Raw genomic sequence first — 13,824 nt, 5'->3', positions numbered from 1 at the left:
GGGTGGCATCCCTATGTTAGAGAATATCTAAATAAAATAAATAACCTAAGCCACAATTAAATAAGACCACTTATGATCTGAAAAAATAGTGACTTAGGTTTTGCCTGCATAATCAGTAACAATCCTAATTACAATGATATATTTTAATCTTAGTATATATTTACTATAATAGTCTGTCAACGCTTTCATCTTAACATCTATATTCTTAAATAATAGTTGTAAAATGAAAGATATAAGAAGCGGAAATGATTAAATATCCGCTTTTGAAAATTCATTATTCTCCTAAATTTTCTCCGTTAGATTCAATAACGTTTTTATACCAATTGAAGCTTTTCTTATTGATTCTTTTTAACGTTCCTTTTCCATCATTATCTCTATCAACGTAAATGTAACCATAACGTTTTTTCATTTCGCCAGAGGAAGCACTAACAATGTCGATAGGACCCCAGCTAGTATAGCCAATAATTTCAACACCGTCTTGAATCGCTTCACCCATTTCTATAACATGTTGTTTTAAGTAGTCGATTCTATAATCGTCGTTGATTTCTTCTTGAGTAGTTACTTCATCTATCGCACCAAGTCCATTTTCTACAACAAACAATGGTTTTTGATAACGGTCATATAATTGGTTTGCAGTGATCCGAAACCCTTTCGGATCAATTGTCCATCCCCATTCAGACTTTGCTGCATAAGGATTTGAAACTGAGCCGAACACATTACCGCTTGTTATATTTTTGATTACTTCCGGATCTGTACTCGTTGTTCGACTTGAATAATAGCTGAAACCGATATAATCTACCGTATGATTTTTTAAAATCTTTTCATCTTCTGGTTCCATCTCAATTGTTAATTGATGATCTTTAAAGAAGCGCTTCGCATATCCTGGATATTCTCCACGTGATTGTACGTCAATAAAGAAGTAAGATTCACGATCTTTCTCCATTGCTTGGAAAACATCATTTGGATTACATGTATAAGGATAGAAAGTACCGGCAGCCAGCATACAGCCAATTTTGGCATCTGGAATTATTTCGTGACATGCTTTTACAGCTAATGCACTAGCTACAAGCTGATGGTGTGCTGCTTGATATTGAATTTGTTTTTTGTTTTCCCCATCTTCAAAGGCAAGACCCGCACCTAAGAATGGTAAATGAAGAAGCATATTAATCTCGTTAAAGGTCATCCAGTATTTTACTTTTTCTTTATAACGAGAAAAGACTGTTTTTGCGTATCTTTCAAATAGATTGACAAGCTTGCGATTTCTCCAGCTTCCGTATTTCTCAATTAAATTTACAGGTACATCAAAATGTGCAAGAGTTACGACCGGCTGAATACCATTTTTGATTAATTCATCAAATAAATGATCATAAAACTTCAATCCATTTTCATTTGGTGCTTCATCGTCTCCTGCTGGAAAAATGCGAGCCCAAGCAATAGAAACACGGAGTGCTTTAAAACCCATTTCAGCAAATAATGCAATGTCCTCTTTATAACGGTGATAGAAGTCAATGGCTTCATGAGATGGATAAAATTCATCTTCAAGAGGCATGAGGGAAGGAACATTTCCTTTCATAATATCTCTTCTCTTATCTCCGGTTGGTAATAGATCGACAATCGTTAATCCTTTACCATCTTCCAAATACGCCCCTTCAGCTTGATTGGCAGCAATTGCTCCGCCCCATAAAAAATGTTCTGGAAATGTGTAATTTGACATAGTAAAAACTCCTTTTTTAATTAATAGATAGAAAGACTATGAAAATTAAAATCCTCCTATGGTAAAAAAGGATTTGTTAGTGATGATGTTGATTAAATGATCTTTGAGGGCACGCTTGAAGCGATTTCTATACGAAGTATACCTAGCTGAAAGCAACTCACAAGAGTGTATCAAAAACACCAGCATTGTTTTAACAAATCCAAAAAACAAAAAAACCTGAGCCAATTTGTACACAGCTGTAGTGTAAACAAATTAGATCAGGTTATGCCCTATCGGTAACATTCCTTAAAAATAAAATATTTAAAGTTACTAATAAATCTAACAGTTCTTTTTTGTAAAGTCAATTTGGAGGTAGTTCTTACAGAATCTTTGCTTTTTATTTTTTCATTTCTTTCTTCGTCATTTCACTACGAATATTAACGTCTTTAGAAAACTCAGTATCTCTTTGCTTATTGTTTGGGTATTTATTTTTTCGTTGGCGGTTATCATTTTTATTTGTCATGGGAATGCCTCCTTCCTTAAAAGGGATAAAACTATTTTGTGTAGTAGGAAAATTTTTATGAATATTTCGTAGGAGGAAAAGTCATCGATTCCTTGATTGATAAGGTATATGGGATGTTGTAGCAGATATTTTTAGAATGGAAAAATTCTGCCCCAAAAATGCCTGTACCCTTTTACTTGAGTCCAGGCATCAATTTTTTAGTTTTTTGTTAAATGTATACAAAACAACATGAGAAATGAAATAACTATCATACTCCCCACCCATAGCCAAGCCATGTCCATATTTCCTGAATCAATGGCTATGTATATAGCTGTAGGGGTGGTTTGAGTTTTCTCAGGAATATTTCCTGCAAACATTAAAGTAGCTCCAAATTCACCAAGTGCTCTTGCAAAGCTCAATATCCCCCCCGAAATAATTGATTTAAGTGCAAGGGGGATAGAAACAGAAATAAATAATTTGAACTCACTTGCCCCATCCACACGAGCCGCATCCTCAATATCACTATCAATTGCCTCAAATCCCGTTTTTGATGACTGATACATAAGGGGAAAAGCGACAACCGTTGAAGCAATAACAGCAGCCCACCAAGTAAACATAACCGGTTGTTTAAAAATCCACTCGATTAATTGCCCTATAGGACTATTCCGGCCAAAGATAATAATTAGTAAGAAACCCACAACAGTAGGGGGTAAGACTAACGGCAAAAGGAAAACTGTCTCAACAAGGGATCTGCCCTTAAATTTTTTATTTGCCATTAGCTTCCCTAAAACTAATCCCAAAATTAACACGATTACACACGATACAGACGCTATTTCAATGGATAGTCTGATCGGTGACCAAAAGCTTGTTGTCATCTGAATTAATTTAAACCTTTAAATCCATACTTTTCCAAAGTTTGTATAGACTTATCATTTTGAAGATAATTATAGAATAGTTGGGCTTCTTTTGGATGGGAACTGTTTTTTATTACACCTACCGGATAAATAATAGGAGCATGTTTATTTTCTTTAGCTGTTGCTACAATCTCCACTTTTGGAGAAATTAATGCATCTGTTTTATAAACAATTCCTGCATCCACATTTCCTGTTTCTACATATGTAAGTACTTGGCGTACATCCTTGGCATATACTATTTTCTTTTCAACAGCTTTCCAGAGATTTAAATTTTCTAAAGTTTCCTTAGCATACTGACCCGCTGGAACTAATTCAGGAGTACCTATGGAAATTTTCTTTGTTTTTGAAATGTCTTCAAATGCGTTGATTCCATTATTTGAATCCTTTGGAACTACCAACACAAGTTCATTCCCAACAAGATCGATGCCATTTTTCTTTTCGATTAATCCCTCTTGCACTAATTTGTCAAATTTGTCCTCGGCAGCAGAGAAAAAGAGATCGACAGGTGCTCCCTGAGAAATTTGCTGCTGTAGTGCTCCTGAAGCCCCGAAGTTAAAGTTTAATTTCACATTCTTATGCACTTTTTCAAAAGATGATTTAATGTCGTTTAGTGCATCTTGTAAGCTTGCGGCTGCCGAGATAGTTAATTCCACTTTTTTATCAGACGAACTACTTTTTTCATTTGTTGAGCACGCTGACATTAGTAGCGCAAACAACATTATCAAGCTAAATACATAATAACGTTTTGTCATTATCCAATTTCTCCTTTATCTAATTATAATTAGTTATAATTAATTATAATTAGATATATTTAAAATAGAAGTGTAAAAATTAATTTTATTCGAAATATATTTTGTAAGGGGATTGGAGTAAAATATAAGAAAAACGCTGCATCCCTTTAAGGTCAAGGGGGGAGGTCGTCAAAGAGAGCGAATGACTCCCGTTCGGAGCAAAAATCAAGGTAAACGGTCATCAAAAAAGAGTCAATCGCCTATCAAAGGCAATTTAATCATCCGCTATAAATACTTTTTAAATAAGGGGGAATGAACATGTCAAAGGAGCTTTCCTATACGATTGAAGAAGTGTCACAGCTGTTAAAAGTATCGAAGTTAACAGTATATGATCTTGTGAAAAAAGAGGAATTGCCAGTATTTCGTGTTGGAAGACAAATGAGAGTAGATGCACAAGATCTGGACATTTATATAAAAAGTCATAAAACAACTCAAAAAAAAACAATCTCAGTTCCTGTTGTTGACCCTCACATGCCAATTACAAAGGATTCTCATAATATTGTTATTAGCGGACAAGATATGGTACTCGATATTTTGGGCAAGTATATTGAGAAAAATTCTACCTATAAAACATTACGATCTTATACTGGAAGCTTAAATAGTCTTATCTCTATGTACAATGGAACATGTGACATTGTAAGCTTACATATGTTTGATGGAGATTCTGGGGAGTATAATCTTCCATATACAAAAAAAATACTTACGGGCTACCCGTATATTTTAATCAATCTAATTTTAAGGAAAGCCGGTCTTTATGTAAAAAAAGGAAACCCTTTAAACATAACTTCTTGGGCTGATTTAAAACAAGAGCATGTAACATTCGTTAATCGAGAGAAAGGGTCAGGAGCAAGAATCCTTCTGGATGAAAAACTCAGGATAAACAATATTTCTTCTACCGAAATAAATGGCTATACACACGAAGAAACCAATCATTTTAGTGTAGCTTCAGCTGTATCTACCGGAATTGCAGATGTGGGAGTCGGAAATGAAAAAGCTGCTAAAATCGTTGGGGTCGATTTTGTCCCATTAATAACAGAACATTATGACCTGGTCATTCTAAAAACACCAGAAAACGAACCACTCATACGGATAGTGAAGGGAATTTTATCTTCCGATTCATTTAAATCAGAAATCAAGTCTTTAGGAGATTATGATATTTCGCAAATAGGATCAATTATTTATGAAGCTTTTTAAATAGACATCTGTCTTGGTGCCTGTCCCTTGCAGTAAAGCATTAATCTGCAGAGGAATAGGCAACTTTATTCTATTTTTAGATTAGTAGAGTAAAAGTAAACTATAAAGGTCTTTTAATACGTCAAAAACTACAAGATTATTTGTGAAATACGGACAAAAAGTTCCTTTAGATCTATTATTTTGCCTGAACACGCAATCATGCGAAAACCATCGAAAAATATATCTGATAATTAATGAGTGGGTTTTGTAAAATTATTGAAATGTGAATAGGAACCATGTTATTATTTTTTTAACGAATTATCGGAACGGCGTTTCGTAATAACAAACAAAAAGAATCTCCTTATAACGCCTTTCCAAAATTAATGATATTTTAAGGAGGAATTAATTGTGAGTGGATATGTAAAAAAAGGAAATTTACAAGTAGCAAACGAACTCTACGAATTTATTAATTCAGAAGCACTGCCAGGTAGTAAAGTTGATCAAGAAGAGTTTTGGGCAGGATTTGGTACCCTGATTGAAGACCTGACGCCTAAAAACAAAGAATTGCTTGCCGAAAGGGAGGCATTTCAAAATAAAATTAATACATGGCATCTAGAAAATAAAGAATTTGATTTTAATCAATATAAAGCATTTTTGGAAGATATCGGTTACTTAGAGCCTGAAGCAGAGGATTTCAAGATAACAACTGAAGGAGTCGATGATGAGATCGCTGTTCAAGCCGGTCCGCAATTAGTTGTGCCAGTTAATAATGGCCGTTACGCCATCAATGCAGCAAATGCACGCTGGGGAAGCCTTTATGATGCATTATACGGAACAGATGTAATTAGTGAAGAAGGGGGAGCGTATCGAGAAGGAGGCTACAATCCGATTCGCGGTGAAAAGGTTATTTCTTTTGCAAAGGATTTCCTCGATCAAACAGTGCCATTGAAGAAAGGCTCACATAAAGACGTCGTTCAATATAGCGTATTAGAAGGTAAAATAGCTGTTACTCTTAGCGATGGTCATACAGTTGGATTAGCAGATGAGGAAAAGTTTGCGGGTTATCAAGGTGAATCCAATAAGCCATCTGCAATTTTGCTAAAAAATAATAAGCTTCATTTTGAAATCCAGATTGACAGAGACCATCCCATTGGTAAAACGGATGATGCCGGAGTAAAAGACATTCTTCTTGAAGCGGCCTTGACCACCATTATGGATTGTGAGGATTCTGTTACAGCAGTTGATGCTGAGGATAAGGTTTTGGTTTACAGAAATTGGCTAGGATTAATGAAAGGTGATCTGTCAGCTACTTTTACAAAAGGCGGCAAGACAGTGACACGTATAATGAATCCTGATCGCAGCTATGTCTCTCCTGAAGGAAAGGAGTTTCAATTATCTGGACGCTCGTTAATGTTCATTCGAAACGTCGGCCACTTAATGACAAACAATGCCATTTTAGATATGGATGGCAATGAAGTACAGGAAGGAATCATTGATACAGTTATTACTAGTTTGATTGCCAAGCATAGTCTATTAGGGAATGGACAATATCAAAATACAGTGAAAAATTCCATTTATATAGTAAAACCGAAAATGCATGGACCAAAGGAAGTAGCTTTTGCGAATGAGTTATTCGATCGGACAGAAGACCTGCTTGGATTAAAAAGAAACATACTTAAAATAGGTGTGATGGATGAAGAACGCCGTATATCATTAAACTTAAAGACATGTATTCGTGAAGTAAAGGATCGTGTTGCATTTATTAACACTGGTTTCCTTGACCGTACTGGCGATGAAATTCATACTTCAATGGAAGCTGGTCCAATGATCCGTAAAAACGATATGAAATCTGCTAAATGGTTGCAGGGCTATGAGAAATCAAATGTGAATAATGGTCTTATATCAGGCTTCCAAGGACATGCACAAATTGGAAAAGGCATGTGGGCGATGCCTGACTTGATGGAAGAAATGCTCAAGCAAAAGATTGGTCATGTGAAGGCTGGAGCAAATACCGCTTGGGTGCCATCACCAACAGCTGCAACTATTCATGCGCTCCATTATCACCAGGTTGATGTATCAAAGGTTCAAAATGATCTACTAAAAGAAATTTCAAATTTACGTGATGATATTTTACAAATCCCTGTTTCAGAAAATCCTGTGTGGAGTCCTGAAGAAATTCAAGAGGAGCTCGATAATAATGCACAAGGGATTCTTGGATATGTTGTCCGCTGGGTAGAGCAAGGAATTGGCTGTTCTAAAGTTCCTGATATTAATAATGTGGCCCTTATGGAAGATCGTGCAACACTGAGGATTTCCAGCCAGCACGTAGCAAACTGGCTGCATCATGGAATCTGTACGAAAGAGCAAGTTTTAGAGACCTTGCAGCGCATGGCAAAAGTGGTTGATGAACAAAATGCTGGAGATGCCGCATATCGCCCAATGGCTCCGGATTTTGACAACTCAATTGCATTCCAGGCAGCATGTGATCTTGTTTTCGAAGGTTATAATCAGCCGAGCGGATATACAGAACCGATCCTTCACCGCCGCCGTTTAGAAGCAAAGGCTAAATTTGGGCTGTAATTACAGGAGAAATAAATAGCAAATAATTATGCTATAATAACGGAAAAATAGGCTGTACCAGAGGTGAACGTTTTGGAAAGAGAGAATATGGTTAAATCTGTAAGTAGGGCCCTGGATATCATTACACTTGTCAGTATGAAAAAAGGCGGGTTGGGTGTTACAGAGATTGCTAACCAAATAGATATTAATAAAAGCTCTGTTTATCGAATTCTTTCGACTCTCGTTCAATATGGATATGTTGAGCAGGATAGTGAAACAGGCCGTTACAAGCTAGGCTATAAATTTCTGGAGATAAGCTCGAAGTTGCTGGAATCAATTGACTTGAGAGCAGAAGCAAGACCATTTTTACAGGTTCTTGAAAATGAGACGAATGAAGTTATTCACCTTGTTGTATATGATCAGGGTGAAGTCGTTTATATTGAGAAATTAGAAGGAAATGAAATACTTAGAATGCATTCGAAGGTTGGTAAAAGAGCGCCTATGCATTGTACATCTGTAGGGAAAGCTATACTTGCCCACCTGCCAACAAGTGTTGTATTAGATATTCTCGAGCGGAAAGGAATGCCTGTCCATACCGATAAAACAATCACAGATAAAGAAACCTTTCAGAAAGAGCTTATCAAAGTGAAACAAAAAGGATTTGCTCTTGACCTTGAAGAAAATGAGTATGGTATCGCATGTATTGCTGCCCCTATTTTTGATCATAGCGGGAAAGTCATAGCTGCAGTCAGCATATCTGGACCGACAATGAGGATGACAGAAGATAGATTAAATCAACTGCAATCAACCATTGTGCATACTGGACAGAAAATATCAGCAAGGCTCGGCTGGGACAGAGGGTCTGGTCCCATGTCCCACTAGGGACAGGGACCCCCCCTGTCCCTACATTGGTTTAAGTGGTGGCTCAAGATGGTACTCTTTATTTGCATAAATCGCGTCAATTTCTTTAGATTGCAGCAATGTTTTAATAGCAGTCCCTGGGAGTTTCATGGAAACTCCGTTAAATGCAGTTGTATAGGTATAAGTGATGGCGTATGGGATATGTTTTTGATCTAAAAGTCTTTTTAAATCTTCCTGAAAACGGGCGTGACTCTCTTCTACATCTATTTTGGCTTTTTCTAATGTTAAAGGAACGCCCTTTGCTTCTGCTAATGCAACAGCTGCTTTGGCTGGTTGTGTTTTAAAGTGAATGATAATTGAAATTGTTTTTTCGCTATTCATATCAATCTTTGGGTCAATGTATAAAGCTGATTTCATCACTTCTTCCCCCTCTTTTTTTTGCCTCTCTGTTACATCCTTATGATCTTTTAAATTCATATCTCCACACCCTACTAGTACTAAAAGAAAAATGAACAATAAAAAACGGTACCTTCTTACCACAGCTATAACATCCTTTCTCATATAGGATAATTATAGGCTTTCCCTTTCTTATTTATGTTAAATGATTTTTTCGCAGGGATTGTTAAAATCGCAACTAAAATTACGAAAAGTGTCCTAATAAATAAATACTTCGGAAAGTGGCGGGATTCCTGCAAGGGTTTGTAAATTGAATATAATTACTTATAAGGAGCAAAGGAATTTTAGATAATACGAAAACTGAATACACTAGTGTGACAATCACTTTGAAAATAATCTCTTATCAGGATAAGATGAAAATAAAAAAAGGAGTGTACCAGATGAATTCAACAAAAAGCATTATTGAAAAATTAAATTTAAATAAATATCCAACTAAACTGATTCTTCATGCCCCTGAAGATATTCAAGACTTTAATGGAATAGAATATGATTCACAAATTAAAAAAGATAAATATGACCTTATTTTTATCTTTGTTTTCAGTTTAAACGATTATTCAAAGCAATTGCAGTCGGTCATTGACCAACAATTATTAAACGATAAAGGATATTTATTCTTTGCTTATCCTAAAAAGAACAATTCGCAATACCAAGAGTACATTGAGCGTGATAGTTTATTTAATGAAATACCGGTTAATGATGACGGGTATGTTCAAGGTAGTAGCCTTAAGTTTTCTAGAATGGTAAGCTTCAATGATGTTTTCACTGTGGTTGGGCTTAAATCAGAACGAAAAAAAGCGCCAAAAAATACTAGCACAAAAAATAGCCAGTGTGTTGATGACTATATTGAGCATGTTGAAGATATAAAGAAATATTTAAACAAAAATGAGGATTTATTAAATACATACAGCCAGTTAACCTTTGGATATCAAAAGGATTGGGCACGTTATGTATATAGCGCTAAAAGAAAAGAAACTCAGGAAAAGCGACTGCTAGAAATGGAGAAAATATTAGGAGAAGGCTATAAAACCATTGATTTGTATCGAAGAAATAAGAAATAATTGCGGGACAGTGGACCAGACACCGTGTCCCACTAAAGTTCTACATCTTTCTATCCGATATATACATTGAGAGAATGTGAAAGCTAAGAAAAGAGGATAGGAAGATGAGATCAATTAAAGGGAAAATCATTAGTACGACATTATTACTTTTAGCCATTCCTGCACTAATTGTTGGTCTGGTAGGTTATTTTCAAGCAAAACAGCATCTGACAGAGTTAGGGGAAACTACATTGAAAAATGGTGTAGAAATGAGCATTCGAATGATAGATGGTCTAGATAGTGAAGTAAAGGCTGGGCATTTAACTTTAGAAGAGGCACAAGAAAAAGTGAAAACAGTCCTTATTGGGCCAAAGGGTGCTGATGGAAAAAGGGAAATTAATAAACAAGTGAATTTGGGCGAAAATGGTTATTTTTTTGTCCTTGATGAAAAAGGTTTTGAAATTGCTCATCCATCATTAGAAGGTCAAACCGTATGGGATAAAAAAGATACAAAAGGAAAGTCTTTCTCACAGGAGATTATTAAAATGGCCCAATCTGGTGGAGGATTTACTTCATATTATTGGAATCTTCCAAATGATGAATCAAAAATTGCTGAAAAAATTACTTACAGTCAGCTAGAACCTAAATGGGGCTGGGTGATCATTGGCAGTACGTATTCGAAGGATTTCTATAAGTCTGCGGATATTGTCTTATATTCGTTAATCATTACATTAGCCATTTCTATAATTGTTGGAGCAATTATTACTTTATTATTCTCAAAACATATCGCAACTCCGCTAACAAAGATGACTTATGACTTAAATGAAGTCAAGGATGGAAATCTATCGATAGAAATAGTTCGTAATAACCGTAAAGATGAAATTGGGCAATTAAATAACACGTTGAATCAAACGAAAGATAATTTACAGCAAATGGTGAAAAAGATTGCCCATGTTTCAGAAACTATTTCAAATCAAAGTGAAGCATTGACGCAAAATACTGATGAAGTAGGAATAGGTGCAAAGCAAATTGCAACTACCATGCAGGAAATATCTAACGGAGTTGAACAACAAGCTAATTCTTCTACTACTTTACTGGAACAAATGAGCGATTTTTCTCAAACGATTATGAATGTAGCTGTTGAAGGAGAAAATGTAAAAGAAGAATCCTCTCAAATGTTAAAAATTACCGATGAAGGTAATGAAAATATGATGCGCTCCACTGAGCAAATGAAGGTGATTGATCAACAAATCAAACTTTCATTAGAAATGGTAAAAGGATTAGACAATAAAACGAATAAAATTACAGAATTAGTAAAAGTGATCAAAGAAATATCTGATCAAACGAATCTATTATCTTTAAATGCAGCAATCGAAGCTGCAAGAGCAGGAGAAGCAGGAAGAGGATTCGCTGTTGTTGCTGAAGAGGTTAGAAAATTAGCAGATCAAGTCAGTGCATCTATTACAAATATTACTTCTATTGTGCAAGATATCCAAAATGAATCGAATCAAGTAGTAAGTACTCTTGAAGACAGCTACCAAAAGGTAGTATATGGAACCGATCAAATGGATACAACTGGAGAGGTTTTTGCAAAAATAAAAAATACAATTGATTCAGTGAATCATAAAGTAGAAAACATGGTCAGCTCAATGTTTAATATTTTGGATGGTTCGAAAACCATTAATGAGTCGATAGACACGATTGCTGCGGTATCAGAAGAAACAGCCGCAGGAGTTGAACAAGTAACTGCTACGATTGAACAATCAAGTAGTGCAATGGACGAAGTGGCAAGCAGTGCAAAAATGTTAGAAGAACAAGTAACAAACTTAAACAGTGTCGTACAGAATTTTAAATACTAGGGATAGGGCAAAAGCTAGCAGAGTCATTTTCCCAGTTGTTTAATCAATAAAAAATGGAAAGGGACGGTTCGACCGTCCCTTTTAATCTACAAAGATTTCTTTCCATTCATCTTTTTTAGCAAGTAATTCACGAGCGAGCTCTTGTGCTCCTTCAAGGCTGTGACTAGCTGCCCACCCACATTGCACCTCATTGCAAGCAGGAACTTCCTTCGCATTTAACACATCCTGTAATGTTTTTTCTAATGCATCTAGAATTCCATCATAATCATCATGGTTAATGACTGCTAAATAGAAGCCAGTTTGACAGCCCATTGGACTTAAATCGACAACATGATCAAGATGATTCCGAACATTTTCTGCAAGTAAGTGCTCAAGGGAATGAAGTGCAGGCATTTCCATATGCTCTTTATTCGGTTGTTTTAATCGAATATCATACTTATGAATAACATCTCCTTGTTGACCGTGAGTAACACCAGCTAAACGGACATATGGTGCTTTTACTTTCGTATGATCGAGATTAAAGCTTTCTACATTCATTTTTTGTACCATTTGATTTTCACTCCTAAATAATGTTTTTTGAATTATACGGATTTAAAAAAATTCTTCTTCTATTAACATATCATAAAGATTTTTCTTTTAAAGAAGTATTTCGATTTACTATTTTTTCTTTGCTTTGAAGCTTTGGATAACCAATTAGTATAGCCACTATCCCGCAAATTCCCATTAATATCGGATAGAATGAATAAGGGATAATGCTAACAGGCGAAATGGAAGCTAGACCTGCTGCAGCTAGCAGTTGACCGCCATATGGAACGATTCCTTGCCAGCAGCTGGAGAACAGATCGAGTATACTTGCCGACTTTCTTAAATCAATTTCATATTCATCTGCGATATTTTTCGCTAAAGGGCCGGTAATGACAATTGAAATTGTATTATTAGCTGTTGCAATATCAGTTACACTAACTAAGCCGGCAATTCCAAATTCGGCACCTTTTTTGGATTTGATCTTACTAGTTACGAAGTTTAATAGAAAATCTATTCCACCATTATGTTTAATCAATTCAACCACCCCGCCAATCATAATGGCTACAATGGCAAGGTCCTCCATACTCATGACACCTTTGGCAATCGTTTGTAAAAAGCCGAGAAAATCATATGAGCCATAAATCATTCCAATTATGCCAGCAAAAATCGTTCCTCCGAGTAATACAATTAATACATTCACACCTAGGAGTGCCGCAATTAGGACACCGATATAAGGAAGAACTTTAATGATTTCATAAGGATGTTCCCCACCTATATTTGCATGATTTCCATGTGTAATGATTCCAAGAATAATAGCTGTTAGAATGGCTCCAGGGAGAACAATAAAGAAATTAACTTTGAATTTGTCCTTCATTTGTGTATTTTGTGTTCTTACTGCTGCAATGGTTGTATCTGATATCATTGACAAGTTATCCCCAAACATAGCGCCGCCAATAACAGTAGCCATTGCCAATGCCATAGGAATATCTGTTTGTCCTGCAATTCCTATTCCAATGGGAGCTAGTGCAACAACTGTTCCCATAGAAGTTCCCATAGAGGTGGAGATAAAGCAGGCGATGACGAATAGTCCAACCATTAATAAATTTGCCGGAAGTAAGGATAATCCAAGATTGACTGTCGATTCAACAGCACCCATTTCCTTCGCAACACCCGCAAAAGCTCCTGCCAGAATAAAAATTATACACATTAAGATAATATTCGAATGCCCAGCCCCTTTACAAAAGATCTCAATCTTTTTCGATAAAGTTTCTTTCCTATTCATTAAAAGAGCAATGGCACCAGCAATGATAACCGCAACACTTAGTGGCATTTTTGAAAAGTCTTTTGAAAGAAGCCCTGTACCGATAAAAAGCAGTACAAAGATAAGCAAGGGTAAAAGAGCAAGCGCACTTCCTTTTTTTTCTTTTTGATTAGTCATTTCTCTTCCCTCCATT

12 protein-coding genes are annotated in these 13,824 nt (G+C 35.8%); 5 read left to right on the top strand and 7 right to left on the bottom strand.

The genetic code is table 11. The annotated features are described in order from the left end of the window. Nucleotides 1-274: 274 nt before the first annotated feature. The 4 genes from ACQKP0_RS01825 to modA all read right to left on the bottom strand — a co-directional run bounded on the left by ACQKP0_RS01825 (nucleotide 275) and on the right by modA (nucleotide 3,861). A complete protein-coding gene (locus tag ACQKP0_RS01825) occupies nucleotides 275-1,714 on the bottom strand; it encodes a 6-phospho-beta-glucosidase (protein WP_427404098.1) in 1,440 nt (479 codons plus the stop codon). 376 nt (nucleotides 1,715-2,090) lie between these two features. Then, nucleotides 2,091-2,216: a hypothetical protein gene (locus tag ACQKP0_RS01820; protein ID WP_427404097.1), complete on the bottom strand. Its 126-nt coding sequence runs from the start codon at nucleotides 2,214-2,216 to the stop codon at nucleotides 2,091-2,093. 197 nt (nucleotides 2,217-2,413) lie between these two features. Next, complete coding sequence (gene modB / locus ACQKP0_RS01815) at nucleotides 2,414-3,070, bottom strand: molybdate ABC transporter permease subunit (RefSeq protein WP_427404096.1); 657 nt, start codon at nucleotides 3,068-3,070, stop codon at nucleotides 2,414-2,416. Nucleotides 3,071-3,075: 5 nt separating this feature from the next. Beyond that, the gene (gene modA, locus ACQKP0_RS01810; protein ID WP_427404095.1) at nucleotides 3,076-3,861 is read right to left on the bottom strand and encodes a molybdate ABC transporter substrate-binding protein; all 786 of its coding nucleotides are present in this window, start codon (nucleotides 3,859-3,861) and stop codon (nucleotides 3,076-3,078) included. A 297-nt stretch (nucleotides 3,862-4,158) separates the two neighbouring features. Between modA and ACQKP0_RS01805 the strand changes: the two genes are divergently transcribed. The 3 genes from ACQKP0_RS01805 (at nucleotide 4,159) to ACQKP0_RS01795 (ending at nucleotide 8,514) form a co-directional block, all read left to right on the top strand. Beyond that, complete coding sequence (locus tag ACQKP0_RS01805) at nucleotides 4,159-5,094, top strand: substrate-binding domain-containing protein (protein ID WP_427404094.1); 936 nt, start codon at nucleotides 4,159-4,161, stop codon at nucleotides 5,092-5,094. Between the two features lie 387 nt (nucleotides 5,095-5,481). Continuing rightward, nucleotides 5,482-7,653, top strand: coding sequence for a malate synthase G (locus ACQKP0_RS01800; protein WP_427404093.1), 2,172 nt, complete (start codon nucleotides 5,482-5,484; stop codon nucleotides 7,651-7,653). A 72-nt stretch (nucleotides 7,654-7,725) separates the two neighbouring features. After that, a complete protein-coding gene (locus tag ACQKP0_RS01795; RefSeq protein WP_427404092.1) occupies nucleotides 7,726-8,514 on the top strand; it encodes an IclR family transcriptional regulator in 789 nt (262 codons plus the stop codon). Nucleotides 8,515-8,535: 21 nt separating this feature from the next. On the opposite strand, the gene ACQKP0_RS01790 is transcribed toward ACQKP0_RS01795, so the two are convergent. Further along, nucleotides 8,536-8,970 (bottom strand): protease inhibitor I9 family protein, encoded by a 435-nt coding sequence (locus tag ACQKP0_RS01790; protein ID WP_427404091.1) that lies wholly within the window; start codon nucleotides 8,968-8,970, stop codon nucleotides 8,536-8,538. A 359-nt stretch (nucleotides 8,971-9,329) separates the two neighbouring features. Between ACQKP0_RS01790 and ACQKP0_RS01785 the strand changes: the two genes are divergently transcribed. Together ACQKP0_RS01785 and ACQKP0_RS01780 are read left to right on the top strand one after the other, a co-directional pair. After that, the gene (locus tag ACQKP0_RS01785) at nucleotides 9,330-10,007 is read left to right on the top strand and encodes a YdeI/OmpD-associated family protein (protein WP_427404090.1); all 678 of its coding nucleotides are present in this window, start codon (nucleotides 9,330-9,332) and stop codon (nucleotides 10,005-10,007) included. Between the two features lie 104 nt (nucleotides 10,008-10,111). Further along, nucleotides 10,112-11,845, top strand: a complete 1,734-nt coding sequence (locus ACQKP0_RS01780) for a methyl-accepting chemotaxis protein (RefSeq protein ID WP_427404089.1) — start codon at nucleotides 10,112-10,114, stop codon at nucleotides 11,843-11,845. A gap of 81 nt (nucleotides 11,846-11,926) precedes the next feature. On the opposite strand, the gene ACQKP0_RS01775 is transcribed toward ACQKP0_RS01780, so the two are convergent. Both ACQKP0_RS01775 and ACQKP0_RS01770 read right to left on the bottom strand, forming a co-directional pair. Further along, the gene (locus tag ACQKP0_RS01775; protein ID WP_427404088.1) at nucleotides 11,927-12,394 is read right to left on the bottom strand and encodes an S-ribosylhomocysteine lyase; all 468 of its coding nucleotides are present in this window, start codon (nucleotides 12,392-12,394) and stop codon (nucleotides 11,927-11,929) included. Between the two features lie 70 nt (nucleotides 12,395-12,464). Continuing rightward, on the bottom strand, nucleotides 12,465-13,808 hold the full coding sequence (locus tag ACQKP0_RS01770) for a Na+/H+ antiporter NhaC family protein (protein ID WP_427404087.1): 1,344 nt from the start codon (nucleotides 13,806-13,808) through the stop codon (nucleotides 12,465-12,467). Between the last annotated feature and the right edge of the window lie 16 nt (nucleotides 13,809-13,824).

This window comes from Heyndrickxia sp. NPDC080065 (genome assembly GCF_050281185.1).
GTDB lineage: Bacteria > Bacillota > Bacilli > Bacillales > Bacillaceae_C > Heyndrickxia.
The sequence above is the reverse complement of the archived record's forward strand: the minus strand, read 5'-3'. Positions and strand labels throughout refer to the sequence as shown.

Bases quoted from the DNA above. Each gene is read 5' to 3' on its own strand.
- modA (WP_427404095.1), bottom strand. From the start codon at position 3,861: ATGACAAAACGTTATTATGTATTTAGCTTGATAATGTTGTTTGCGCTA.
- ACQKP0_RS01780 (WP_427404089.1), top strand. From the start codon at position 10,112: ATGAGATCAATTAAAGGGAAAATCATTAGTACGACATTATTACTTTTA.
- ACQKP0_RS01820 (WP_427404097.1), bottom strand. From the start codon at position 2,216: ATGACAAATAAAAATGATAACCGCCAACGAAAAAATAAATACCCAAAC.
- ACQKP0_RS01790 (WP_427404091.1), bottom strand. From the start codon at position 8,970: ATGAATTTAAAAGATCATAAGGATGTAACAGAGAGGCAAAAAAAAGAG.
- ACQKP0_RS01770 (WP_427404087.1), bottom strand. From the start codon at position 13,808: ATGACTAATCAAAAAGAAAAAAAAGGAAGTGCGCTTGCTCTTTTACCC.
- ACQKP0_RS01785 (WP_427404090.1), top strand. From the start codon at position 9,330: ATGAATTCAACAAAAAGCATTATTGAAAAATTAAATTTAAATAAATAT.
- modB (WP_427404096.1), bottom strand. From the start codon at position 3,070: ATGACAACAAGCTTTTGGTCACCGATCAGACTATCCATTGAAATAGCG.
- ACQKP0_RS01805 (WP_427404094.1), top strand. From the start codon at position 4,159: ATGTCAAAGGAGCTTTCCTATACGATTGAAGAAGTGTCACAGCTGTTA.
- ACQKP0_RS01825 (WP_427404098.1), bottom strand. From the start codon at position 1,714: ATGTCAAATTACACATTTCCAGAACATTTTTTATGGGGCGGAGCAATT.
- ACQKP0_RS01775 (WP_427404088.1), bottom strand. From the start codon at position 12,394: ATGGTACAAAAAATGAATGTAGAAAGCTTTAATCTCGATCATACGAAA.